21 protein-coding genes and 1 pseudogene are annotated in these 26,291 nt (G+C 40.4%); 18 read left to right on the top strand and 4 right to left on the bottom strand.

Translation table 11 applies throughout. The features are described from left to right. The first annotated feature begins 293 nt into the window (after positions 1–293). From RG963_RS11960 to RG963_RS11985, 6 genes are all read left to right on the top strand, one after another. A complete protein-coding gene (locus RG963_RS11960) occupies positions 294–1,256 on the top strand; it encodes an MFS transporter (RefSeq protein WP_310576510.1) in 963 nt (320 codons plus the stop codon). A 769-nt stretch (positions 1,257–2,025) separates the two neighbouring features. Beyond that, a complete protein-coding gene (locus RG963_RS11965) occupies positions 2,026–3,693 on the top strand; it encodes an adenosylcobalamin-dependent ribonucleoside-diphosphate reductase (RefSeq protein WP_310576511.1) in 1,668 nt (555 codons plus the stop codon). A gap of 102 nt (positions 3,694–3,795) precedes the next feature. Continuing rightward, positions 3,796–4,743 carry a DMT family transporter gene (locus tag RG963_RS11970; protein WP_310576512.1) on the top strand — a complete coding sequence of 316 codons (948 nt, stop codon included), beginning with the start codon at positions 3,796–3,798 and terminating at the stop codon, positions 4,741–4,743. Between the two features lie 116 nt (positions 4,744–4,859). Then, entirely contained in the window at positions 4,860–5,741 is an 882-nt protein-coding gene (locus RG963_RS11975) for a DMT family transporter (protein ID WP_310576513.1), read from the top strand. Between the two features lie 146 nt (positions 5,742–5,887). Further along, positions 5,888–6,571 carry an ABC transporter ATP-binding protein gene (locus RG963_RS11980; protein WP_310576514.1) on the top strand — a complete coding sequence of 228 codons (684 nt, stop codon included), beginning with the start codon at positions 5,888–5,890 and terminating at the stop codon, positions 6,569–6,571. 9 nt (positions 6,572–6,580) lie between these two features. Beyond that, complete coding sequence (locus RG963_RS11985; RefSeq protein ID WP_310576515.1) at positions 6,581–7,036, top strand: PPC domain-containing DNA-binding protein; 456 nt, start codon at positions 6,581–6,583, stop codon at positions 7,034–7,036. Between the two features lie 102 nt (positions 7,037–7,138). Here the strand turns inward: RG963_RS11985 and RG963_RS11990 are convergent, their stop codons facing one another. Beyond that, a complete protein-coding gene (locus tag RG963_RS11990; protein WP_310576516.1) occupies positions 7,139–7,528 on the bottom strand; it encodes a transcriptional regulator in 390 nt (129 codons plus the stop codon). 565 nt (positions 7,529–8,093) lie between these two features. Between RG963_RS11990 and eno the strand changes: the two genes are divergently transcribed. Then, positions 8,094–9,380 (top strand): phosphopyruvate hydratase, encoded by a 1,287-nt coding sequence (eno, locus tag RG963_RS11995; RefSeq protein ID WP_310576529.1) that lies wholly within the window; start codon positions 8,094–8,096, stop codon positions 9,378–9,380. 451 nt (positions 9,381–9,831) lie between these two features. Then, positions 9,832–11,001: an ABC transporter permease gene (locus RG963_RS12000; protein ID WP_310576517.1), complete on the top strand. Its 1,170-nt coding sequence runs from the start codon at positions 9,832–9,834 to the stop codon at positions 10,999–11,001. 67 nt (positions 11,002–11,068) lie between these two features. Here the strand turns inward: RG963_RS12000 and RG963_RS12005 are convergent, their stop codons facing one another. Beyond that, a complete protein-coding gene (locus RG963_RS12005) occupies positions 11,069–11,881 on the bottom strand; it encodes a sulfite exporter TauE/SafE family protein (protein WP_310576518.1) in 813 nt (270 codons plus the stop codon). Positions 11,882–12,336: 455 nt separating this feature from the next. On the opposite strand from RG963_RS12005, the gene RG963_RS12010 reads away from it, so the two are divergent. The 4 genes from RG963_RS12010 to RG963_RS12025 all read left to right on the top strand — a co-directional run bounded on the left by RG963_RS12010 (position 12,337) and on the right by RG963_RS12025 (position 18,945). Then, a complete protein-coding gene (locus RG963_RS12010; protein ID WP_310576519.1) occupies positions 12,337–12,981 on the top strand; it encodes a hypothetical protein in 645 nt (214 codons plus the stop codon). 571 nt (positions 12,982–13,552) lie between these two features. Then, positions 13,553–13,939 (top strand): SET domain-containing protein, encoded by a 387-nt coding sequence (locus tag RG963_RS12015; RefSeq protein WP_310576520.1) that lies wholly within the window; start codon positions 13,553–13,555, stop codon positions 13,937–13,939. A 206-nt stretch (positions 13,940–14,145) separates the two neighbouring features. Then, a complete protein-coding gene (locus RG963_RS12020; RefSeq protein ID WP_310576521.1) occupies positions 14,146–14,964 on the top strand; it encodes a hypothetical protein in 819 nt (272 codons plus the stop codon). Positions 14,965–15,144: 180 nt separating this feature from the next. Beyond that, positions 15,145–18,945 (top strand): SIR2 family NAD-dependent protein deacylase, encoded by a 3,801-nt coding sequence (locus RG963_RS12025; RefSeq protein ID WP_310576522.1) that lies wholly within the window; start codon positions 15,145–15,147, stop codon positions 18,943–18,945. A gap of 4 nt (positions 18,946–18,949) precedes the next feature. Here RG963_RS12025 and RG963_RS12030 read toward each other — a convergent pair whose 3' ends face one another. Together RG963_RS12030 and RG963_RS12035 are read right to left on the bottom strand one after the other, a co-directional pair. Continuing rightward, positions 18,950–19,408 carry a pyridoxamine 5'-phosphate oxidase family protein gene (locus RG963_RS12030; RefSeq protein ID WP_310576523.1) on the bottom strand — a complete coding sequence of 153 codons (459 nt, stop codon included), beginning with the start codon at positions 19,406–19,408 and terminating at the stop codon, positions 18,950–18,952. 640 nt (positions 19,409–20,048) lie between these two features. Beyond that, a pseudogene (locus RG963_RS12035) lies at positions 20,049–20,144 on the bottom strand (IS200/IS605 family transposase); the annotation flags it as partial. Positions 20,145–20,872: 728 nt separating this feature from the next. On the opposite strand from RG963_RS12035, the gene RG963_RS12040 reads away from it, so the two are divergent. The 6 genes from RG963_RS12040 to RG963_RS12065 all read left to right on the top strand — a co-directional run bounded on the left by RG963_RS12040 (position 20,873) and on the right by RG963_RS12065 (position 26,264). Further along, positions 20,873–22,069: a peptidase U32 family protein gene (locus tag RG963_RS12040; protein ID WP_310576524.1), complete on the top strand. Its 1,197-nt coding sequence runs from the start codon at positions 20,873–20,875 to the stop codon at positions 22,067–22,069. 393 nt (positions 22,070–22,462) lie between these two features. After that, positions 22,463–23,428, top strand: a complete 966-nt coding sequence (gene mch, locus RG963_RS12045; protein ID WP_310576530.1) for a methenyltetrahydromethanopterin cyclohydrolase — start codon at positions 22,463–22,465, stop codon at positions 23,426–23,428. Between the two features lie 190 nt (positions 23,429–23,618). Beyond that, positions 23,619–24,086, top strand: coding sequence for a DUF2124 family protein (locus RG963_RS12050; protein WP_310576525.1), 468 nt, complete (start codon positions 23,619–23,621; stop codon positions 24,084–24,086). A gap of 165 nt (positions 24,087–24,251) precedes the next feature. Further along, on the top strand, positions 24,252–24,611 hold the full coding sequence (locus tag RG963_RS12055; protein ID WP_396654726.1) for a carboxymuconolactone decarboxylase family protein: 360 nt from the start codon (positions 24,252–24,254) through the stop codon (positions 24,609–24,611). 365 nt (positions 24,612–24,976) lie between these two features. Continuing rightward, entirely contained in the window at positions 24,977–25,471 is a 495-nt protein-coding gene (locus RG963_RS12060) for a DUF6141 family protein (protein ID WP_310576527.1), read from the top strand. 193 nt (positions 25,472–25,664) lie between these two features. Continuing rightward, positions 25,665–26,264, top strand: a complete 600-nt coding sequence (locus tag RG963_RS12065) for a hypothetical protein (RefSeq protein ID WP_310576528.1) — start codon at positions 25,665–25,667, stop codon at positions 26,262–26,264. Positions 26,265–26,291 lie beyond the last annotated feature (27 nt).

Genomic DNA, 26,291 nt, shown 5'->3' on the forward strand with positions numbered 1-26,291 from the left:
ATGTACTCTTTTTTGGAATTGATCAGTAACTCACGGACATAACCGAATTATTTTCTAGTGATTATAAAGACTGGTCTACATATTATTTATATTTTACTGATTAAGTTTTTTAGCAAATATAGAAGAGCAGCCTCGTACCCACCTGCCTATCTCAAGAGTTAATTGCAGTATTTTATTCATGATATCCAGCTTATTGACAAAAACCTGAGCTTGCTATATATCAGGGGCTGGTCATCAATATTGTTAGTCTCCTTACCAATGTAAACAACGGAAGCAGCCTGAACACGCTTCTTGTGGGTGTCACCGGCGCATTCCTCAATACACTCTACATCATACTTGCCTTCAGGATATTACTTGGAGTAGGTATCGCAGGAATGACAATCTGCACCTCGGCACTCCTTGCCGATAACTATACCGGCGCCGACCTGAAGAAAAAGATCGGACTTCAGGCGGCATGTATGGGTCTTGGAGCCGCGGTACTTCAACTAGCAGGCGGCGCCCTTGCAGGAATAAGCTGGCATGTCCCTTATTACATCTACCTCATCGCACTGCTGATAATTCCGGGAGTCATGCTCTCAATAAGTGAATCAAAAAGCAGCAGCAATCATAGCCACGGAAAGGTCGGAACTGTCATGTCAAAGAAAAAGATACCCCTCAGGAGTATAACTCTCATCTACATAGCCACATTTACACTCCTGGTGCTGTTCCTCTCCATACCCACAAAGCTTCCGTTCGTTCTGAACGAAAAGGGCATCTCATCAACACTAATGATTGGAGCCCTTATTTCAATTCCGGGACTGTTCGGCACAGTCGGTGGACTGGGGAACATTCTAGTATCAAGATACCTGTCCGAGATACAGACAAATTGCATCTCCTTTATCATGCTTGGAGGAGGCATCTTTATCCTTTCAATCGCCCCGGATATTTCCACGCTGATCATTGGATTGATAATGATCGGTATTGCATTTGGATTAATAAACGCCACCAACATGAGCTGGCTGGGCAGGATCGCTCCGGAACACTCACGTGGCAAGATATTTTCCGGATTCACAACCATACTCTTCCTCGGAGAACTGGTTAGTCCCATAATTATTCAGCCCATACTCAAAACAGGTACACTCTACGATGCCTACGCATTCCTGGGAATTGCCGGAATTGCGCTGGGACTTATCTTTGGCGTGGTCAGTATCATGGGAATCGTCGAGCCGCTAGTTATAATTGCTGAACATCCTGTTAAGATCGAATCAAGAGAATAAGAGAATAAGAGAATAAATACCAACAATAAGAGAAAATCAAAAACAGGTTTTATTCTCACCCTGTCTTTTTTAATCAAATGTTGGACTCAGTTCCTTCTTAATTCATTTTTAACTTTTTCTGAGAGTAACCATAAAGGGCATTCTTGGAAGAGGTTCCTCTTTAAATTCCTTTATACCAATTATATCATACCCTTCTGAAAGATAATCTATCTTCTCTTTTCAATTCCCGATCAAATTCCCTTAATTACAGGTTTCAAAAGAGCTTCCAGGCATAAATCCTTAGAAGGGTCTATACGAGGGTTACAAAAGCTCCTGGAAAGGGGGGTATTGGTATACAATGTAGAAGTCAAGGGATAGACGTGTCAAAAATAGATATGCTGGGTTCCCGTCCAATCCATACTTCCTTAGAACCGTAGGAAAATTACGTGATATAACGAGAGCAAGAGTGCGAATTTCCTTGGTAGAACATCATCATTAATCTCCTGCTCTGCTTCACCAATCAACTCATTTGGAGTTTTATATGTAATCCGTATAGGCTTGCATCACGTTTAAATGGGTACTGATATTATTTTCAGTAGGGTTTATTGTGTCGAGCCACTCGAATATAGTAGAATATTTTAACAGTCTACGTATTTTCATATCGTAAATCCTTCTAACATATATTGATATGCACGTTATTATATTACACTTTGCCGTAAATTAATATGGAATATAACTTCTTTTAGCGGAGACTGAAGCCTGCTGAATATTCACAGGAGAAAAGATTTTTGTGTGGGGAACAAAAGAAGGATTGGATTTTCTGGTCAGTGAAACCCTTAAAGCCAGATATCTGCGCAAAGGGGAAAGAGATTGGGAGGATATTTGCGAGAGGGTGGCAAAGGCAATTGCAATAACTGAAGAAGAACATCTGGGATTTAAGGATCTGATGATCAGAAAGATTTTTCTCCCGAGTTCGCCCACGCTCATGAACGCGGGTACCGAGTTCGGGCAGTTTGCAGCCTGTTTTGTAATTCCTGTGGAGGATGGCATCGAGGAGATTTTTGATGCCATCAAAACAACAGCGCTGATCCAGAAAACCGGAGGAGGCACAGGGTTTGATTTTTCACAGATACGCCCGGACGATTCTCCCAGCCTTTGCGCAGACGGAGCTGCCAGCGGTCCTGTAGCCGTCATGAAACTTTTTAATGAGGCAACTGAGATTGTAAAACAGTTCGGAAGGCGCAGAGGGGCTAATATGGGCATCCTCAATGTTTCCCATAATGATATCGTTTATTTCATCAGGGCAAAGCATGTAGAAGGAGAATTGAGCAACTTTAATCTCTCGGTTCTGGTTCCTGATACTTTCATGGAGCTTGTCGAAGCAGATAGGGTCGGTGAGGTGTGGAACAAGCAAACAGGCATGACTGTAGGTTGCATATTTTCCGAGATTGTCGAGGGGATATGGAGAAACGGCGAACCAGGTATCCTTTTTTATGACCGCATAAACCGGGATAACTTCACACCTGCACTTGGCGATATCTCTGCCACGAACCCATGTGGAGAAGAGCCTCTTCTGCCTTTTGAATCGTGCAACCTGGGCAGCATAAACGTCTCTTTTTTCGTTACAGACGGAAAAGTTAACTGGGACCTGCTCAGGGAAGTCACTGGAAAAGCTGTCCGTTTCCTGGATAATGAGATTGATAAGAATACATACCCTGCTCCGGAAATTGAGGCTGCGACAAAAAGGACAAGGAAAGTAGGGCTTGGAGTTATGGGCTTTCATGATATGCTTTTGAAGCTTGGGCTACCGTATGACTCTTCAGAGACTCTCAAGCTTGCGGAAAAGATTATGGAACAGATTAGCTGGGCTGCAGTCCGAGAGTCAAGAAAGCTTGCTGCAGAAAAAGAGCCTTTTCCTGAACATGAAAATTCCACCTGGGAACTTCCTATGAGAAATGCTGCATTAACTGCAGTCGCTCCGACAGGCACAATCAGTATTCTTGCCGGTTGTTCTGCAGGAATTGAGCCTGTTTTCAGCTGGGTATACAGGAGGACCCGGACAGTAGGAAAGGAATTTATGCTTGTTCATCCGCTTTTCGAGGCGCATTTCATGTCAAAGCTACCGGAAGTTGACTACAATTGGCTTCTCGAGCATGTCTATAAGCACGGTACCCTGCAGAATGTGGAAAACCCGAAACTTGTAAGTGAAGAAGAAAAACGGATCTTCAGGTCAGCGCTTGATATTGACTGGAAGGCTCATATCAATGTACAGGCAGCTTTCCAAAGGCACTGCCACGCCGGAATTTCGAAAACAATAAATATGCCTGATTATGCAGGGAAAGAAGATATTAAACAGGCTTTGATTTATGCCTGGAGACAGGGGCTCAAAGGGCTTACCATTTACAGGACCGGAAGCAGGCAACATGTAGTTCTCAGCCTGAAGAAGCCTGAAAGCTGAACTTATATAGGAGAAAACTCAGAAAAACCAAACATTAAAACGATTATTACACAGTGTTATCTTACTAAAAATATATATACATTCCTTCCCTCTAAATTATCTATGACTGCTCCCCTTAAGCACCACTTTGAACTACTAACCGCTTGCATAATTTATGGCACTGTCGGGATCTACATGGCATACTTACAGGACATGTCAGTAGGTTCAATTATTTTTTACAGAGTGTTCTTTGGACTTTCAGCCATTTTATGTTATCTTACCATTACCGGGAATTTAGGCCAGCTCGCTCTAAAAAGAAAGAAAAATTACCTGATTCTCCTGGGAATCCTGTATGTTTTGCAAATGTTTTCCTATTATTCTGCAATTCGTTATTTAGGGGCCTCTTCAGCAGTCCTGCTACTCTATACGGACCCCATTTATCTGACCTTCCTTGCACCTCTCCTTTTGGGAGAAAAGAATACGGAAAAAACTATCTTTGCCCTTTTCCTTGGCCTGATAGGCGTCTTCTATGTAACAAGACCGGAAGGAGGCTTCGAACAGCTTGAATTTGGCAGCAGTTACCTTAAAGGAGTGCTTTTCGGGCTTATAGGAGGCCTTTTCAGTAGTGGCGTTATAATCTCGGTCCGTTATCTCAGAAACGAATATAATGGCCTTACTCAGCTCTTCTGGCAGAGTGCAATAAGCCTGTTTTTCCTTTCACCGTTTGCAGTTTCCGTTCCAGGGAATGTGCTTGCTGCAAATCTTCCAGTCCTAATGCTCTTCGGGGTTCTGATTACCGGTATTGGAGCAGTGTTTTATATAAGAGGTGTAACAGGCGTAAGCGCTATTACGGGCAGCATACTTACTTTGCTTGAGCCGGTTTCCTGTATCTTTTTTGATTATACGGTACTCGGAAACCCGATTCACAGCGGAATGCTTATTGGCTGTGTTTTCATCCTGGCTGCTGCAATTGTCATAAGCCTGAATGATTCCTTTTCCCTGAAAAAACTGATTTTCAGGGACAAAATAGCTTTTGGCAAAAATATTTTTGTCAGAAAAAACAAATTTTAAGAATACAGAATAAATAAATTCTATATTCTATTTTTATTTTTCAATAAGAATGTTTTTACTCTACATTCCTTCCCGCGTCCAAAAATTATATATCTGCAGTCCCTCAATTCTCGGCCATGTCTGTACAGGAAAGCTCTATAAAGCCGTATTCAGAAGTTGTAACTGGCAGTATAATCTACGGCACTATAGGTGTTTTTCTGGATAGGGTCCAGGATATGTCAGTTGGATCTGTTCTTTTCTCCAGGCTCTTTTTTGGCGTCTGCATGATTTTTATTTACCTGTTGTTCAGTCGAGGGCTTGGACAACTGAAGCCAGGAAAAAAGAGAAAATATCTTCTGCTCCTTGGCCTTTTGAATGCGATTACAGGCATGTGCTATTTTTCATCTATCAGATATAGTGGTATTTCCGTTGCCGTCCTTTTGCTTTATACTGCCCCGGTGTATGTTAATCTGCTTGCCCCTCCGATCCTGGGAGAACGCAGCAACAGTAAAACCCTTCTTCCACTCTTGCTTGCAGTTGCAGGGGTTTTACTGATCGCACGTCCCGGAGAAGTTCTGATAAGTGTAGATACAGACCCCTATTTCCAAAAAGGCCTCATTTTCGGCCTGCTTTCAGGGCTGTCGTTCGGTATGACTATAATAATGATTCGTTATCTCAGGCATGATTACACAGGAATAGCTCAGACTTTCTGGTTAACTGGAATAAGCCTTCTTTTTATGCTGCCTTCTGCACTTTCCACTCCGCTTCATGTTTTCCTTGGAGACCTCAACACTTTGATTCTCTTCGGTTTCACCGTTACATTCGCTGCCGTTATCTATCTCAGAGGAATTTCAGGAATCCGGGCGCAGACAGGAAGCATCCTTGCTCTTGTCGAGCCTGTTTCCGGAATTTTCTTTGATATCCTTGTTCTTAAAAATCCGCTCTATATGTCTACCCTTCTGGGTTGCAGTTTCATTCTCACAGCGGCTTATATTGTAAGCAAAGGGGAATTGAAGTAAAGGCGCTACATGCACTCTATCAGGAAAAAAGGAGATTTCGCCCCGAAAACAAAGGTTTCTGCAGGGTATCGTGTCTTCTGCCCAAAAGCTATTTACTAAGAACCCCTCTACTTTTAATATAATGGTTTTGAAAACGCAGGAAAAGCATGACAGAAGAAAGCCCAATTATCGAGCTTAAAAACCTGACAAAAATATATAAAAACGGAATGGAATTTCGAGCGCTCGACAACGCAAATCTGAAAATTAAAAAAGGGGAGTTCGTGGCAATTGTAGGACCATCAGGTTCAGGCAAAAGCACTCTTATGCACCTGATAGGCTTGCTGGATACCCCAAGTTCGGGAACCCTCCTGATAGACAGCAACGATGTAACGAAAATGTCGGATAAGGAACGTTCAGAAATGCGGAATAGGATGTTAGGCTTTGTCTTCCAGTACCATCATCTGCTCCCGGATTTCACAGCCCTGGAAAATGTAATAATGCCACTTTTGATTGCAGGAAAAAGCAGGAAAGAAGCAAAGGAAGTTGCCGAAAAACTTCTGAAAGAAGTAGGGCTTGAAAAACGGATGAATCACCGACCTGGGGAACTTTCAGGAGGACAAAATCAGAGGGTTGCAGTAGCAAGAGCACTTAGCTGCTCTCCTGCAATCGTGCTCGGGGACGAGCCTACAGGCAACCTTGATACAAAAACGGGTGACCTGATCTATGAGTTGCTCAGGCGGCTGAACAGGGAGTACAATCAGACGTTTATCGTGGTTACTCATAACGAAGACCTGGCCGCAAAAGCTGACCGGATTATCAGGCTTGTGGACGGGAAAATTACAGATCAGTGAGGATAAAAGATGGAGTATGCAAAAGGAAGAATAGGAAGGGTCTTTACTGTCAGAATCGACCATGGAGATGACCTGATTCTGGAACTGATCAAACTTGCTGAACTAGAACGAATCGAGTCTGCTGTTTTTACATTGATCGGGGCATTAAAAGAAGCGAAGCTTGTTACAGGCCCGAAAGAAAGTGTAACGCCCCCGGAACTTGTATGGTCCGGCTTTGATGATGTCCATGAGATTCTGGGGATAGGAGATATTTTCCTGAAGGACGGAAAGCCGGAGATTCACCTGCATGCAGGGGCAGGCAGGGGAGAGAATGTTAAACTGGGATGTTTGAGGGGCGAAAGCGAAGTTTTTATGGTAGTTGAAGCTTTCATCTTTGAGCTGGAAGGTATTTCTGCCAGAAGAACTGCAGATAGAGAACACGGCTTTGCTCCTGTGGGTTTCGAGCAGGTTCCGGATCTTGAATGATTGGGTAAAACAAGCATACAGTCGGTGCTCGAAAGTTTGGAAAATAATAAAGAGAGTTAAGAATACAGTTCGGTAAAACAGGTCTGGCGTTTTTCCTCAAGCTCAGTTTTGAAATACTATCTCCAGCTCCCGAAGCCTTCTGAGCGCGATAATTTTTTCAGTGTTGCCTTTTAAAAATTCATCCTCAAGAACCTGTACAATTTGTGGGAAGGGCACTGTTAACTGATAATACTTTACAGGTCTGCCTTTTCCTTTATTCTTTTTTTCGGACCTTTCGTCCACCCAACCTCTATCCCTCAGAGGACGCATAGCTACACTCACTTCCGGCTGTCTGAGCCCTGAAACAAGTTCAATATGAAGGGACCTGAGTTCCCTGCAGTCTTTCAGACACACGATTGCAGTGGCCTCCGTCCTCGGGAGTCCCAGGCTCTGGAGCATGTCAATAATTGAATACTCTTTTTCGGTTAAATTAACTGGAGAATCGTCGGTCATCGAATGTGAATAATACTTTCATGTTTATATATTTTATGTAGATAAAATTGTTTTTTGAAATAAATTGGGTATTGTTAAGGAGTAAAAAAGCCATCTAACCCTACTAAAACCTTTTTTTGGAAGTTTGGATATAAAAGCTCATATTAATAAATCTTCGGAAAGAATCGGTTTTGCAACCTTGACCAAAACCTTTAAAGCCAGTGTTTACAGGAAATGGAAGTTAATCAAATGCTTACAAGCCTTAGTTAAGGGTTATAAATAAGGAAATATCTGCAAACACTGTAAAGGTAATACTCTAAATTTATACAGATACTCCAAATTTACATGGTTACGGATATTGGATACCTGAAGCAAAGGTATTTCTGGATTCAGGAATTCAACATATAATCTTTAAATATTAAACAGAATTTTTTATAAGAAACTAGCGTAAGACTTAATTAAAATTATTCGTGATAACCAAATAAAGAATTAAATACAATTCGGACATGTAACGGTTAAGTCAAGGTTAAGCTTCAAATAACAGAATATATGTATAGATAGATCAGAGATTTAAAAGGGTGAAATGATGTCGTATATCGGTCTACAGCAGGATTCTGGAGAATATAAAATCCAAAAGATACATGCTCGGGAGATCCTGGATTCAAGGGGAAATCCCACTATTGAAGTTGATGTGTTTACACCAAAGGGATTTGGCAGAGCCAGTGTCCCTTCAGGGGCTTCTACGGGTACGAATGAGGCCCTTGAACTGCGGGATGCAGACCCTAACAGGTATGGGGGAAAAGGAGTTCTAACTGCAGTCAAAAATGTGAATACGATCATCCAGAAGGAATTGCTGGGGCTCGATGTGCGAAATCAGCGGGAAATCGATGAGCTTATGATCGAGCTCGACGAGACCAATAACAAATCAAATCTGGGAGCAAATGCGATTCTTGGTGTATCCATGGCTGTTGCAAAAGCAGCTGCCGATTCCCTCAATATTCCTCTTTATCGCTATTTTGGAGGCTCAAATGCTTTTACGCTGCCAGTACCCACAATGAATGTCCTCAACGGAGGCAAGCACGCAGGCAACGAGCTTGCAATCCAGGAATTCATGATTCAGCCCAAAGGTGCGGAAACCTTTTACGAAGCTCTCCAGATCGGGACAGATATCTACCATGTTCTTGGAAAGTTGCTGGAAACAAAATACGGCAAGTCTTCTACGAACGTCGGCTATGAAGGAGGATACGCTCCCAAGATGAGCGAGTCAACAGAAGCCCTTGACGCCCTTGTCCAGGCTATTGAGGAAGCAGGCTACACCGAATCCGAAGTCACAATCGGGCTTGATGCTGCAGCATCCGAGTTTTATGAAGGCGAATTCTACACAATCGACGGAAAGAAACTTGCTGCTCCGGAACTGATGGACTACTACGTCGAACTTGTGAACTCTTATCCCATTCTTTCCATCGAAGACCCCTTTTATGAGGAAGCGTTTGAGGACTTTGAAGCCCTGACCAATGAGCTCTGGGATACGATCATTGTAGGAGACGATCTGTTTGTCACTAACATCGAGAGGCTCTCCAGAGGCGTGGACATGGGGGCTGCAAACGCACTCCTTTTGAAGATTAACCAGATCGGAACACTTTCTGAAGCTTTTGACGCTGCAACTATGGCCTCCAGAAACGGCTATACAGTAATTGTAAGCCACCGTTCTGCAGAAACAGAAGACACCACTATCTCGGATCTCTCAGTTGCCCTCGGGGCAGAAATGATCAAAACCGGAGCCCCGGCCCGTGGAGAAAGGACTGCAAAATATAACCAGCTCCTCAGAATCGAGGAAGACCTGGGTGAGGTTGCACATTATGTGCAGCTCTAATCTTTTTTAACTTTATTTTTTAACTTCCCTTTTTTTCTTTATTTTTCCTTCTCTCTTAAATTTTAGCCACCTGATGGGAGTTTATTGATATTATTATATTCAATTTATCCTGACCACGAGCACCTGTATTTTGAATTGGTTTTGATTCTCATTTAAATTTTTTCCATTTTTTTTCGCCGCTATAAATTATTTATATTTGCTTTTTGAATTTGTTTCCTGAGAGTATTGGAAACTGATTTATAATCAGCTTCACAAGAATAAATATAAGAATAAATTTCAAGCATTTAACAGGTCCGATAAACCTCAAGTAAGAGCCCGATGAAGTTTTAACATAGATCTACTGATATTTTGAAATTTTAACGGGTTTAACCTTCTAGAAATTATGAAACCACCGCTGACTGAAACTGGCTGAAAGACCATTATACATATCCAGATACAGGAGTTTGTCCAGGTGTACGAACTGAAAATCGCTTTGAAGCAGGTTTTTTCCAGAAGTAAGCAAACCTTTTTTGCTATCCTTGCAGTTGCCCTGGCTGTAGCTGTGATTACGGTAATGATGGCCATGCTTTCGGGTGTTCAGGGGGAGTTTATAAAATCAAGTATTGAAAACAATCCTCATATTATTGTCAATCCGCAAGATGAGAACGAAGAGTTCATTCACCTTTACAGGTATAACTCGGCCCAGATTGTAGAAAAAGACGGAGTTATGGCTGTATCTCCCAAATATCTGGGTCAGGCAGCACTTGAGTATCGCGATAACGCTGAAGGAGTTTCCCTCCAGGGTATTGAACCTCTGGCTGAAGATACAGTCATGAGAATAAGCGAGGACGTGGTAGAAGGAGACATTATATCTCTTGTTCATACAAAACACGGAATTTTGCTAGGAGATAAGCTTGCGGAAAATCTTGAGGTTCAACTTGGAGACAGGGTAGATGTGGTCTTTCCTGGTTCACAAACGACGTCCTTTAAGGTTATAGGTCTGATCCATACAGGAACTGCAGCAGATGAGATCACAGCCTATGCAAGACTTGATTCAGTGCAGGAATTTTTCAATGAACCAGGGGTCGTGAGCACAATAGGAGTGAGGGTTGCAGACCCGTATCAGGCAGATTTGATTGCAAGTTCAATTGAGAGAGAAAACGGGCTTGATGCAGTAAGCTGGATCGAGGAAAATGCAGAAATCCTTAATCTCCTGGAGACCCAAAAAATCCTTGTAAATATATTCTATATCCTGATCTACGGAATTGCAGGTTTCGGGATCGCAAATACCCTGATCACCATTGTTGCCCAGAGAACCAGAGAAATCGGCATCCTGAAAGCCATGGGAGCCTCCCAAAAAAGCATAATGGCTGTCTTCCTTTTCCAGTCTGTCATCCTTGGAGCAATAGGCCTGATACTCGGCATAGTACTGGGCTATATCGCAACTGTTGCACTCCAGAGCTATAAAATCGAGGTTCCCCAAGAGATGTATTTCGGACTTCAGACCCTGCCTCTTGAGATTGAGCCTCTTAATTTTGTGTATGCTGCTTTCTTTGCTTTCATAATAAACATAATCTCAGGCATCTACCCTGCAAGGAAAGCTGCTAAGCTTGACCCTGTAAAAGCTATTGAAAGCGCCTGAAGAGGACTCAACAGGACTGAATATTGATTTTAGACAGTTTCAAAACTTCCTCTCAGCAGTTCTGTTTTCAAATAGTTCCGATCATTTCCAGCCCTACGAAAATCATCAAGAGCACAAAGAGACGTTTCAGGTGTTCAGAGTTTACAAAATGGGCAATTTCAGCTCCTTTTCTTGCCGCAAGAAATCCCGGAGCTGCAAGCAAAATCCAGTCAATGAGACTGACATACCCAAGAGAATAAGGAGGGAGACCTGGTTGTCCCCACCCATTGATCATGTATCCTATTGATCCCCCAAAAGAAGTAAAAATTATTACAGCAGCCGAGGTTCCGATAGCTTTCCGCATGTCAAAATGTAGAAAGATAAGCATAATTGGAATCCCAATTACTCCTCCCCCTATTCCGAGAAGCCCAGAAAAAAAGCCTATAGAAATGCCAGCAAAAATATAAAGTATCGGATTCGAGTTGATTTCGTCCTCTTCTCTTACAGAAGGCGTCATATAGGTCCTGAGCGCTCCGATTATCATCACAATCCCAAAAATTGTGCTCAGTGTAGAAGCCGATAAATAAGAAGCTACAGTCGACCCCCAAAAACTGAAAATCGATCCTGAGACTCCCATAATTGTTGCCTGTTTCCAGATAACTGCCTGTTTTTGCTGATACTTTAAAGTGACACTTATGGAGTTTAACAGAACCACGAAGAGGCTTGTTCCGAGCGCCACCCGTATAGCCAGGTCAGGCTGCATCCCCGTTTCCTGCAAAAGCCAGTACTGGACAGGAGACATAACGAAGCCTCCTCCCACACCCAACAGGCCCGAGATTACGCCAGTAAAAGCGCCTGTGAGAATGAGAATTGCGAAATAAAGAGGTTCTGTAGGAGTCATCTCAGTTTAATGTCCTTTATTTTGTTTCTGTTTTAAGGACAGCCAAATTTAAAGACAGGATTCGGGCTATTTTCTACACGGAATTGTGAGTTCACTCAAGTTAACAGTATCGTAATGAAAATATGCAGTGCTGTCACTGACAGTCAAATAGAAATATCCGGAACTTGCAGGAAGGTTGTACTTGAAAGGATAAATCATGGATTAAGAGGGGGACTATTTTTCATAAATAATTACCCCTTAGAAAATAGTGCTTATCTCCTTAACTTAAACTGAGTTTCCGGACTTTCATGCTGGAGATCTAGATAAATCGAGTAAATGTACAAATTAAAAAGTAAATATCCTGCGCAACAAATATTTAAAATGAGTTAAGTTATCTACCATAGATAGGTTTACAACTTGTTTGCCACAAACAGATTTATAATCTGCTTATCGTAATGGGTTTAAGAGGTGCTTTTATGATTAAAATGAAGTTACACGGTACATACAACATCTATTATGCTATCCTTGGCATGCGGAATCCTCTGAATTCCTGGCACCTTATGGACAGCAGCGAGCCTGACCAGGCAGGGAACTGCAAACTTGGAGAAAAGGACCTGAATCTGGCCCAGCGCCTAACTCTTGCGGGGAATGAGCATGGCAAGTTTTTAAGGTTTATTACGGTCTGTTTTGATCTTACAGCTCCTCTTTACTGGTGGAAGGAATTTGACACTTACAAGTTCGCAGAAAAAAACTCATGTTCCACAATGCATAAGCTGACCAGCAAGGAGCTCGCCCCTCATGACTTTTCTTTTGATACGCTGACAGCTTACAGGAATGACCAGATCCGGCATCTTAATGATCTTGTCAAAGCATACAAATCCCGTGAAGGAGAGGGCGAAGAAGACCATGCATATCGGAAAGCGATCTTTAGGGAACTTATCCAGGACCTTCCTAGTGCTTACCTTCAAAAACGGACAGTCATAACCAACTATGCCGAACTCAGGAATATTTACTTCCAGCGGCGTTCCCACAAGCTCGATGAATGGAGGGATTTCTGCACGTGGATGAAAGAAACTCTGCCTTACGCAGAAGAGCTCATCTGCGTGGAGAAGAAGGAGTAAAACCGAAAGTATTTTTTCAGTAACCCCTGCAACAAATCGATCTCAGAGCCCAGGTTCTCACTGGTCGTGCCCGCACGACCGGCTTTTCCTTAAAATGTAATAGAAAAATATGAAAAACGTGCCCTTTCAGCTTTATATTGCAGATACTTGCCACTTAAATACGGGCTTAATATGTTTTTAACGAGTCTTTTTAAGGTTGAAATGTAAATTCTTGATTGCTTATTCTCTTCTTTTTACGTCAACCTTAATAAAATCGGTTTGATTTTTTATGAGTTTTAATGCCTTTAAAGATGCATCCTGATTTCAAGGCTGCTTGCAGGTATGACGAAAAAAAGCTTGAACCTCTTGAATACGGCTTACTCGGACCTTTAAATTCCGCCGGATCTGTAATATTTGTAAAATCTCCTGCGGAGCTTTTGGAGAAATTTTTGAAGGGAAACTTATAAGTTAGTTGCCTTCTCAAAATAGTAAAATAGTTCCTGCACAGTCTACAGGAAATTTTAATATTCTACAGTTAATTCTCAATATTCTACAATTATTAATTTTCAGTATTTCGCAGGGGTCTGATCGTATGTCGTTTGTAACTGTTAAAGATGCACCCGGAAAAGGTAGAGGTGTATTTGCACAAAAAAATCTTAAAAAAGGTGAGGTAATAGAAACCTGTCCTGTGATAGTCTTACTTGCTGAAGAAATAGATGCGCTTGAACTTACCCAGCTCTATAATTATTACTTCGCCTGGGGTCCGGACTCAAAAGACGCAGCTATCGCACTGGGTTATGGGTCTCTTTATAACCATTCTTATACCCCTAACGCAAGGTACTACAAAGATCTCGATAACAGCCTTATAAAATACGTTTGTATCACAGATATCCAGAAAGACGAAGAAATCACAATAAGTTATAACTGCGATCCTGAGGATAAAAGCCCTGTCTGGTTTGATCTCGCAAGCCAGAAATAATCCGGATTTTGTTGGAATATGTATACTTATCGACTGTTTTTGAAATGAAAAAATTCCTTCTTACACCTTTTTAAATTCCTCGGGAACGAAAGAAGGTTATATTTCTTTAATCACATTATAGTAAAAAATTGGCTCCTGTAAAATTAAATTCCGGATCTGTTAGGAGCTGAAGTTTCTCCTGAAGCCGTAAATAAAAGGAGTTAAAAATGGAAAATGCACTTCTCACTGTTTTCCGATTAAGCCTTTTCGAAACTTTCTGTGTCACAGGCTCTTTGATCCTTATTGGCGTGATACTCGGCATTATTGAGAGCAGAGCCGACTTTTATGTCCAGAGGGTCTTCGGATGGAAAGGAATTATGTTTACAGCGTGGATAGGCACTCCGATCCACGAACTCGGTCACCTGCTGATGTGCTACGTATTCAGGCACAGAATAAGTAAATTCAAGCTTTTTGACCACAAAGCCAAGGACGGAATCCTTGGATACGTTAATCACGGCTGGAACCAAAAAAGCCTCTACCAGAACATAGGGAATTTTTTCATAGGCATGGGCCCCATATTTAGCGGGACAGCGGCTCTTGTCATTGGGATGTACCTTTTCCTGCCGGGTTCGTTTGACACCTTTGCAAACTATTTGACCCTTGAACCCGCCCAGCCGGACCGGTATATGTTGACAGAAATCTTCGCACTCACAGCCGATCTCTTTGAAAGTATTTTTTCAGCAGAAAACATAACTTCAGTTAATTTCTGGATCTATTTTGCCCTGGCAATCGGTATTTCCTCCCATATAGCCCTGAGCAGGGAGGATCTTAAAGGAGCAGGAAGAGGTCTGGTCACAATATTCTTTTTTCTTTTACTGGTAAATGTGGTTGCCCTGATCCTCAATGCCGATTTTTCCGAATTTTTCACGGGAATCCTGGCTCTCAATGTCTATTTGCTGGCGTTTTCAATGATTTCGATTGTTTTTTCTTCAATCAGGCTGGTTTTAAGCGCTTTTGCATATTATCTGGGTAATAGATATTCCTGATTTGCAGTATGCGGTAATTTACTTGAACGCAGTTTTTGTGGTTTGAGCGCGTTACACAAAAGAAATATGTTAATATCTTGAAGTAGTATTTAGTTTTCAAGTACCATCTTTTTCCTTTTCACATGCATACATGGCTATTAATTATGCTACTTGTATAAAATTAGTGGAGATCTTTTCATAATGGATTCTGTAATTTTCCCTGATCAAATTCATATAGAACAAATAAAGAAACGCCTTTGGTGTGGCCGTGAATTTGGTCAAGCTGCAGTAATGATTGGCGCAGGCTTCAGCAAAAATGCAGATACAGCATCTTATAATGCTCCCTCTTTTCCTCTATGGAAGGAGCTTGCAGATGGTATGTATGGTGCCTTATACCCATCAAGTTCTGATTCCACTGATGATAGATTAAGAGCTACTTCAGGAGAAGGGGCTTCAAAATTAGCTTTAGAATATGAAACAATGTTCGGGAGATCTGCTCTCGATAACTATTTGTTAAAGTCCATCGATGATGGCAATTATCATCCAGGAGAATTACATAAGCTTTTACTTTCTCTCCCTTGGTCGGACGTTTTTACTACTAATTACGACACGCTGCTTGAGAGAACTAGAGTCTCTATTTATGAAAGAAAGTATGATCTTGTTGAAACCCTTCATGACATGCCAGGTAAAATGAAGCCACGAATAGTGAAACTTCATGGAAGTTTTCCGTCCCATCGCCCATATATTATTACGGAAGAAGATTTTCGTACCTATCCTAAAAAATTTGCACCTTTTGTAAACATGGTGCAGCAATCAATGATGGAAAATGCTTTTTGCTTACTTGGTTTTTCTGGAGACGATCCCAATTTCTTGTCTTGGTCCGGCTGGGTTCGTGATAATTTAGGTGAATCAAAGCCTCCTATTTATCTTTGCGGTTTGCTAGAACTATCACCTTCGAAAAGGAAATTGCTTGAAAATAGAGGGGTAGTTCCTATAGATTTGTCTCAAAAGTTCCCAAAATCTGATGTTCCAGAAAATATTCGTTACAAAGAAGCAATAAACTGGTTTTTAAAAGAGTTACAGAATGGTAAACCTCCTAATCCATTAAAATGGCCTAAAAAGTCAAGAGGTCATTGTCACCCTTTCGATCAGAATTTTAAGGCATACGACCTTAAAGAAATATGTAAAATATGGAGCGGGGAACGAAAAGAGTATCCTGGTTGGGTTATTGCCCCAAAAAAGAACAGAGATATAATTTGGAACTACACAAAGTATTGGATTGACACTGTTTTTAATTCTATCGAGACGCTCCCAGACCTAGAAAAGTTTTTCTTATTGTATGAGCTGAATTGGAGGTTAGAAATAACCTTAACGCCGCTTTTTAGTAACTGGACTGAAATAATCAGTCAGACAGTTGAAAAATTCAATCCTTTTCCTTCTTACATGGAGATCCCAAATGCTTCAATAAAAGCAGATCAAATAGAATACAAAAGCCTCGATTGGGAGCGAATTAGAGTAAGTTGGGTAGAACTAGCCTTTGCTCTTGTTAGAGAAGCTAGAGAGAATCATAATGAAGAATGTTTCTTGCTATGGATTAATCGTTTGGAATGTTTACTAAGTATACAGAAAGATTGGAAAGCAAGATTGTTTTATGAAAAATGCTTATTCTTCTTATTTAAATCAAACCAAGAAGAAGTAAGAAAATGCCTTGAAAGTTGGCCCCAAATAGATGACTTGCCTTCTTGGGAAACTAAACGAGCATCAATACTTGCTGAACTTGGAAACTTAGATGAGGCCGAAAAAATAGCAGAAAGAGCTCTTCAAAAAGTCCGTCTTCAAATTCAGCCTTATGAGATAGATTGTTTAACACTATCTCAAGAAGGTTTGATAATGTTTCTCCTGAAGTATATAAAAGAGAATAGTAGTGATATAGAAGATTTTGTAGGGGAGTATAGAGACAGATGGGATAAATTGGAGACTTATAGGTGCAATCCCAATTCTCAAATAGAATCGTTAATTTTAAATGTAGGACAAATTCGATTGCCACTGTTTGAAAAAGAAAATACAAGTTCAAGCCAATGGACTTTTACTATCCTTCCTGCATTCTCATTTCTTAGGATGTTTGAAGAGGTAGGTTTGCCTGTTAGATGTGGCTCTATTGCTATGTATCCTAATTCGGTGGATAAGTCCTCAATTTTGATTTCACCATATGCCCCTCTTTGGGCTTTGAGTTTTATGGTAAGAACCGGAAGAGACGAAGGTATAAAAAAACAGTTTAATCAAATTCAAGTAGCTCTTCTTACTCCTGAAGAAGTGGATCTTTTATATAAGTTATTCACCAACTCTTTAAAGCAGGCTGTAAAATATTTAGAATTAAATCCCATTGAGTGTCACGGAAACAGTTACTCAGTAACTCAAATTGAACTTGCTTCAGGGATGTTGTCGCGCCTTTGTATTTGCTTATCCACTGACCAGTTGGATCAATTATTTAGTTTATCAGTTGATATATATAATACGCAAATCTTTCGTAATCACGATTTCTTACATGATTGCATAACAAATATTTTTGAAATGCTTCTTCGCAGCATGCCTCAATACAAAATAATCGAAAAAATGCCAGATCTTCTCTCTTTACCAATCCCAACAGAAAGTGGATTTGAATGTGAAAATCAAGAACATTGGCCTGAGCCATTTACTTATGTTAAATGGAGTGAGAATGCTGGCTTGAAGTCTAGTTTTGATAGATCTCTTTGGAGTAAACCTATTAGTAATTTAATCAGTATTGTCGAGAATGGAACCCCAGAATCAAGAAATAGAGCAGTACTAAGATTAGCAAAGCTCCATGAAATTAATGGATTAAATGGTACAGAATCTAAGTTGTTGGGAGATGCTCTTTGGGGAAGAGTAGATCCAAGAAAAGGTATTCCAGGTGAAACTCAATTATCTGATTCATCATATCTTCTTCTTCCAGAAATAAGAGAAGGAATTGCAAAGGAAAACTTCCATAAATACCTTATTTCAAAAGATTTTCCACGGGTCGTACTGAGATCTCAAACGGCAAAAACATTCAGTATGGATTCCCATACAGAATTGGTGAAATATATTAAAGAATGGCTTCGTGGAACTAAATCTCAATTCCCGTGGTATGAGGAGGAAAATAAAAAACTTGAGGATTGGACAACTGAAGAAATGATACACCTATTAGATACAGCAATATCATGGTGGAATGAAGAAAAATATGAACTACATGAAAATACACATTCAATTTCTATTATTCTACCCAATTTAATGAGGAAACAGTTTGGATACTTGGTCCAGTTGATCTCGCAAGTTATACTTCCAAGATTAGGACCAGTTTCTGGAGATGTAAAAGATCGTGTCAAAAACTTGCTATCCGACATGGAAAAATTTGACATCTGTGTATTACGTGCTCTACCTATGACTTTATTTATTGAACCTGAAAATTATGATGAAGTTTTGCAAAAAATTAGATTTGGTCTTAATTCAGCAAAAGAAGAAGAAATCCATGAAATTATTTTTGGTTTATTCAACTGGATTATCTTAGGAAATATGGGAAAAATACGATCTCCTCCGAATGATTTATTGGATGAATTAATTAACCGAACTGTTGCAAGACGGCAACCTGGACTTGAATCGGTTATTGAATGTGTTTCTAGTATTGTAAGGAGACTCCCTGATTTGTTTACTGAAAAACAAACTGAATCTTTAATAATTGCTTTACAATATCTTATTAAGGAAACTGAACTGCCTGACAAAAAAGACTTATACAAAACAAAATATTCTTTATTTTTAATTGATGAGTTACCAACATATAGGAAATTGTCTGCAGAATTATCATTTTGGATTTTTCAAAAATTCAAAATTGAAGTTAAGGCAATTCCCCCAATTGTTATGGATTGGAAAGAAGCGTGTTTGAAAGATCCTTTCCCGCAAATAAGAAAGATTTGGGCGGAACAGATTGAGGAAGAGACGATTCATTAAATATTTAAAACCCGTGCTGCTTTCCTGTCACACTCTCAATTTCAATTTTAATCACGCATAGCCTGTTTACTTTCCATTCTTCAAACTCAAAAGGTCCTTCCTTTCCGTAATGCTCGGACAGGACGGCAAGCCCCTCAACTTTTTCATTGTAATCTTCCAGAAACTTTGCCTGCCCGTATCCAATAACGCTCCTGTAGCGGACATTGTATTTGCAGGGCTCGTCGGCAGTCATTACTTCAGTTTCTACGTCGGCTTCGAAACAGACTCTGGGATTCGTTTTAAAAATGTTGATTTTCTTGCCTTTCTGGGAGCTATGGAGGTAGATAGCGTTTCTTTTATAGCCGAAGGCCATCGGGACAATATAGGGAATGTCTTCGTCTGAAAAGGCAAGGTGAAGAAATTTCGCTTTTGAGAGGATTTCTTCTATCTGCCGAAGGTCATTGATTATTTTCTGGCTTCCCATTTTTTTACCTGAAATAAGTTTGTTTGCTTAAAAACGGCTTATGTATGCCTGTTATATATTTCGTCTTTAAAAAAGTTACTTCTTTTATCTATTTATGAAAAAGAAGTCGAAGAGGAACACGCAGGATTTAGCGTGCTCCCGTAAGATTTTCAGTCTGGCTCATTCAGAAATAACCCCACTGGAAAGAAGGATAAATTATGAAAGTGTATCGAAAGTTCTGTAAAATCACAAATATCAAGAAGTTATTGTGTAGCAAACTCCATGTTGAAGAACAGAATTATACACATAGTACATGAAAACTTAATTTTTTCGTATGTTCTTTTTAATTGCTTTTTTGTGTCTAGACACCTTAATGTTTATGTGCTAATTTTCTTTAATAAGGCTCTTAGGAAGATAGAATTCGGGGATGAAAGGAAAGAATAAATAGAAAGTGTTTTATTTTTAGGAATGTTATCGGCAGGGAAATATGAAGGCGTTTTTACCGCATATAAAGGTATCAAAAGGCGTCGTTTATAGGAAATATGAAAATTATTGAGGTACTGATCTTTGGAATGTGGAGATTTCGTGAAAGTTTAAACAATTCAGAATAAATTAAAATGTTTTTATAAAAATATATAAAAAGTATCTTATAGAGGAGCCAGTACCTTTCACCAATTTCTAAGCATATGGTTTTCAAAAAGCTGACTATTTCTGCATCTAAAAGAAAGTTTTTACGGTATTTCATACAAAAAACCATGTGATACTTTATTTTATACCCCACTTTGACAGATTATGCTAATTAAAACAGTATATTCATACAAAAAACACGCTGCATCGACTCATTACAGTTTTATAAAATAATAAATGTCAAAAATCAATAAACACACGATATAAATTTAAATTGTATGAAGAAAACTGAAGCATGAAGCCCGTTTATACATTAAAAAAGTTATGCTTCTGTCAAATGAGGATTATATACACAGTGGTTTGCATGCCGTAGTTCCATTTAGAATACAAAGGTAGCTAAAAATATAAAATAGTTATTTAACTAACGGTTCTCGGGGAAATTTCCATCCCCGCAGCAAGCTGCGGGGTATTCGACTGAAATAAAATTCCTATCTTAATTATGCCGCTTTCCACCTTCTTTTTTACAGTTCATTCTTCTCCCATTTCTTTTCTGAATTCTATGTAATCCCTCTCAACTTCTTCGAGTTCGTGTTCCACTTTATCCCCCCGTCTTATATTTTGATAACAGTAGCTTTTTTGATAATAGTAGCTTATTCATGTCTTTGCCTATTCACAAAAACAATTTCTTTGAATTCACCTTAATCCCCATTTTGGAAAATGCTCTTCATTTATATAAAGTCTCCGTCAACCCTTATGTATTCTGACGGAGTATCAAAAGTTTACATATTTTATTATTTATCGTACTATGCGAAAACGAGAAGATATAATTAAATGAAAGGTATGATATTTTCTGTTTTCATGCATAAAAATTCGAAACCTGAACTCATTCTTGGTATAAGGAACCTTGCAGGGCTTGAGGCCTGCTCCAGCTATGCGGACGCTGTCTATTTTTCAACCGACAGGCTCAGTCTGAGGGCAAAAGCGAAAGAAATTACTCTGGAATCCCTTGACGAGTTTGTTCATGAGGTGAAATTTAGAGGTCTCAGGGCTTATCTGGCTGTAAACTCGACAGTAAATGAGGACAAGCTCGGAGAAGTATCGGATGTAGTAACTGCAGCTTCAAAAGCAGGAGTAGACGCAATTATTGCCTGGGATCCTGCTGTGATCCTAAAGGCGCGGAAAGCCGGGCTTCGAATCCATATCTCCACACAGGCAAACGTTACAAATCACGAAACTGTAAATTTTTACAGAACTCTCGGAGCAGAGCGTATTGTGCTTTCGAGAGAACTTTCCCTTGAAGAGATACGAAAAATCGGCCAGCAAACTGAAGTAGAAATCGAGACTTTCGTGCACGGCGCAATGTGCATGGCAGTTTCAGGCAGATGCCATCTGTCGGCTTACGCTCTCGGAAAATCCGGAAATTGCGGGGAGTGTACTCAACCCTGCAGGTGGAAATGGGAGCTTCATGGAGAAAACGGACTTGTTGCAGAAAGCCTTGGGAAGTACCTTCTCAGTGCAAAAGACCTCTGTATGATAGGGCATATTCCCGAACTTCTTGAAGCCGGTATAAGTGCCTTTAAAGTGGAAGGAAGGCTTCGAGATCCCGGTTATCTTGAAGTTGTTTCCCGCTGCTACAGGGAGGCAATTGATGCCTGTAGAAATGGGAACAATACTCTTGAAAAAGCAGAAGCCTGGAGATGCGAACTTGCTTCTGTCTATAACAGGGGCTTTTCGACAGGCTTTTATTTTGGCCCCCCGGGTCTTGATGGTTTTTCTCCTGAAAAAGATATGAATGCCTCGGAAAAGAAGCGCAGGGCTGTGGGGGTTATTGAAAATTATTATCCAAAACAGCAGGCTGCAGCAGTTAGGCTTCTCGAAGGAGGGATTTTAGTCGGAGACGAGATCGTAATTGAAGGAAATACCACTTATCTGAGGCAGTGGGTCAGCTCCCTGAAGAAAAAAGGCGAAGCTCTTGCAGGGGCTGAAAAAGGAGACAAAGTCGGCCTTGCTGTTGACGGCGAAGTAAGGAAAAATGACCGAATTTTCTTAGTATAATTTAAATAAATGATCAGATTTTCACAATGTCATTAAAATAATATAACAGTAGCTATATATTGGATTCTTTCTATACGAATAACAAATTACAGAAAAGAATCACTATATCTAATTCCGGTAATAACCTCGATAGGCTGGACATCTTTTTATCGGATAAATAACCTTATTCGTTAACCCAGGACAGCTGGCCAAACCTTCGTCCGGGTAAACTGCCGCTGATTAATAGCCGGTCCTCTGATTTATAAATATTCTTGATTAAGAATTATTCATTATAAGCAATTCTCTGGCCGATAAACAGCCTTCCCGCATAATAAAGGACAAGCTATAAGATTGATTTCCTGAATGAACGAGAATATTCTTTCTGTTTATCCCAGAGTCCGTAAAGGTGATACTTTGATAAGCGTCAACGAAATGGGATCATATGTTATCGAAGAGATGCTCGACTGGAGCGAAGACCTGAAAACCGAAGTCATCAAGCTCGAAAACGGGGCTACGGTTATTGACTGCGGAGTTAAAGCCGAGGGTGGTTATGAAGCCGGGATGTACCTGGCAAGGCTCTGCCTGGCTGACCTTGCAGATCTCAGGTATACCACCGTTGACCTGAAAGGCCTCAAATGGCCCGCCATCCAGGTAGCAACTGACAATCCTGTAATTGCCTGTATGGCGTCTCAATACGCAGGCTGGAAAATCTCTGTCGGTAACTACTTTGGAATGGGGTCGGGCCCTGCACGTGCACTTGGCTTAAAACCCAAAGAACTTTATGAGATAATCGGATATGAGGATGACTTTGAAGCCGCAGTCCTGGTCCTGGAGTCCGACAAGCTACCTGATGAGAAAGTTGTGGAATATATTGCAAAACACTGCAGCGTAGACCCTGAAAACGTGGTGATTGCTGTTGCTCCGACTGCCTCTATTGCAGGTTCTGTCCAGATCTCGGCCCGTGTCGTAGAAACCGGAATCCATAAGTTTGACTCTATCGGTTTTGATATCAACTGCATTAAAAGCGGATATGGTGTTGCCCCTATTGCTCCTGTTGTCGGAAATGATGTTCAGTGCATGGGTTCGACCAATGACTGTGTGATCTACTGCGGTGAAACTAACTATACAGTACGTTTTGAGGGGGAACTGGCCGAACTTGAGGAATTTGTAAAGGATGTGCCTTCCAAAACCTCCGGCGACTTCGGAAAGCCCTTCTACCAGACCTTCAAGGCAGCAAACTTTGACTTCTTCAAGGTCGACGCAGGCATGTTCGCTCCTGCAAGGCTTACCGTAAACGATCTTAAGAGCACAAAAACCATTTCCAGCGGCGGACTCTATCCTGAAATCCTGCTCCAATCCTTTGGAATCAGGCAAGTTTAAAGGGCAAATGCCCTTTTTATTTTCTATCTAATTTTTACCTAAACTTCTTTTGTTTTCTCGGATCTTTCTTGATAAATGCTGTTACCAGTACTTATTTAAGCGAGTATTTCCTATCCTACTGTAGAAATATAATGCTACGAAGAGACTGCTCAAAAAGCAGGATTTTACTGAAAGATTAGGGGAAATTTTCGTGCCAATAATAAACACCTCACAGGGAGTAGGAGGCATACTGAACAATTTCAGGAGCCTTGTCAAAGGAGCGGAAAAGATCACTTTTGTAGGAACTCCAGGATTCTGTACTCCTTTTGCGGAACTTCTCGGTTTTGTAGTCCGAGACCAAAAGCTCGCTTTCGTTTCCAGTCTGGACTTTGAGAAAGCCAGGTCTGTTTACATGACTTATGAGGGCATGCAGCTTGGAGAACTTACAGACGCACACGCTGATGTTGTTGTCCTGCTGGGCGGGCTTGCTATGCCAAAAACCGGGATAAACCCTGAAAAAGCAAAGGATGTCGCTACAAAAATCCTCGAAGGCTCGGAAAAAAGGAAAATTATCGGAGTCTGCTTCCAGTCCATGTTCATGCAGCAGAAATGGGACGAGGTAATTAACTTTGATTATATAATCAATTCCGACATGGCTGTTGAAGTGCTGGGCTTCTAAAATTTTCTGCAATTAAAACTTTTTGCAATTAATTCCCATACATGCCTCACAAAAAGATTCATGTAGATAAAAATTTGTTTTTTCCGTTTCTATTTTTCTCCTGTCCTGCAATTTTTCTAATAAGATACAATTATATCCGATCCTATCTTATAACATATGATAATTATGGAGAAAGCTGCTAACGAAATCAAGGAATTAAAGGGCTTTTTGCCCAGGTCTATCGCGTATGCAGGACAGATAAACGAAGATTTTGCCGAAGGGATTGCAGGCTTGTATAAAGCTGTCTGGGAGGAAAGGGAAGGCGGGCTTTCTATAAAACAGAAGCATCTCATCGTCTTTGCTGTCGCCTGCTCCAGCAACAACATACAAAGTGCAGCCAAAATCCTGGAGAGGCTTCATAAATTCGGAGCCACAAAAATGGAGATTACTGACGCCATGATGCTTGCTACTTGGACTGGTGGAATCCAGCATTTCACGGATTTCAGTGCAGTAATTCTTAAAGAAATGGAGAGATTAGGCTATTAAAAGCCATCTTTTCTTACTTTTTCAGAAAAATATTTATTTCGAATGAATGCTTTCTTTTTGTAAATTTTATGTTTGCCTTATATGTATGCGCGTAAATTTTTATAAACTTCCTTACAACCTTCTTATAGCCCTCTTCTATATTTTTTTACAAATATAATTCGTCTCCGATTTTTAAATTAATCGATATATACAAGTTGTATTTTTTTCGGAAGGTTTATTTACTCCGTTTTTATAGAAAGAGTCAGGAACGTTTTCAAAGGAAGGCCCTTATTTCAGTATAGAATCTATAGATTGTGTTTGAGTGAAGTACGAACTTTCTAATTAAAACATGTATAATTAAGGCACGTTTCAAGGAAGGGATTTTTATGGGACAGCCGGAAACACGTGTAATCTTTCGGGAGGTACAGGATCTGCGCAATAACATTTTTCTGGTTTCTGTCCTTTATCCTGCAATCCTGCTCTGGTATATAGAGATCCACCATCTGGTCTTTGGAAAACCTGCCGGGGTTCAGAATATTCATGACATATACTTATTTGTGCTCTGGATTATTTTCGGGTTATTTTTCCCTCTTGTATTCTACTGTACAAAACATATAACTGAGGTCAGAAGTGATGGAATATACATCCGTCTAATACCCCTGAATCCGTCTTTTAAAAAGATCCCCTTCTATATAGTGGAAGAATGTAAAATTAAGGCTTATGACCCCCTGACAGGGAAAGAGTCTGATGCATCACAATCTTCTAAAAGAGTTAATCTGGTTGTAATCCTGAAGCTCATTTCCGGCAAAAAAATGCTCATCAGTTCCAGAAAACCCGAAGAGCTCTACAGAGCAATCAAGCAAGCTTCAGCACAGTACTAAGAATTCCTTCTTTTCACATGTAATTGCCAGCTTTTTTACCTCTATTCCCATTTTTAAAACCCTTAATTTTTGCTCGGGCGTATTGCCCGAAGTCGAAAGCGTAAAAAAGCAAAACCTTATATGGAACTTAGTAACTGTTAAAATTAAATAATTAATAATTTAAGGAAAACATTTTGTAGAAGGTAGATATAAAGTGGTATGGGGGATAGATTTTTCCCCGAAAGGAACTGAAGCTCTTTACAGAGAACAGGATGGAAAACTCCTGATCGAGCTTGAGCTGCACAGTATAATGCAGATTTTCAATTCTTTTGATCCTGCCCCTTTTCACGAAAAAGAGCTTGATGAAAATGCAGAAGTATATATCTATAACACAGTTGGAGAATTCCCTCTAAAAAAGCCTCTTGAAATTGTGATATATGTTCCTCCTTCTGAATTTGATGGAGAAACCGGGCGCACTCTTAAAGAAGCAATCAAGAATCACTTTTCATACAGGGAACTTCTCACGGAAATAGAATTGAGGCGGCTTCTTCAGCGTGGGAGGAGAAACATGACAATTGCTGTTGTTTTTCTCTTTCTCTGCCTGCTCATAATCCGAATTCTATCAACTTTTGAAGGAGGTCTTATAAAGACCATGCTTTCCGAAGGACTGACTATTACCGGATGGGTTGCTATGTGGGAGCCGGCGTATATTTTCCTCTATGGATGGTGGCCCATTGTGCAAAAAAGAAATATTTACAGGAAGATCTTAGGCATGCACGTAAGTGTCATACCTGGTTCTCCAGGTGGGGGGTAAAAATGACAGACAGCCGCTTTTTACCGA

Origin of the sequence: Methanosarcina baikalica, from assembly GCF_031461075.1 — an archaeon.
Taxonomy (GTDB): Archaea; Halobacteriota; Methanosarcinia; order Methanosarcinales; family Methanosarcinaceae; genus Methanosarcina; species Methanosarcina baikalica.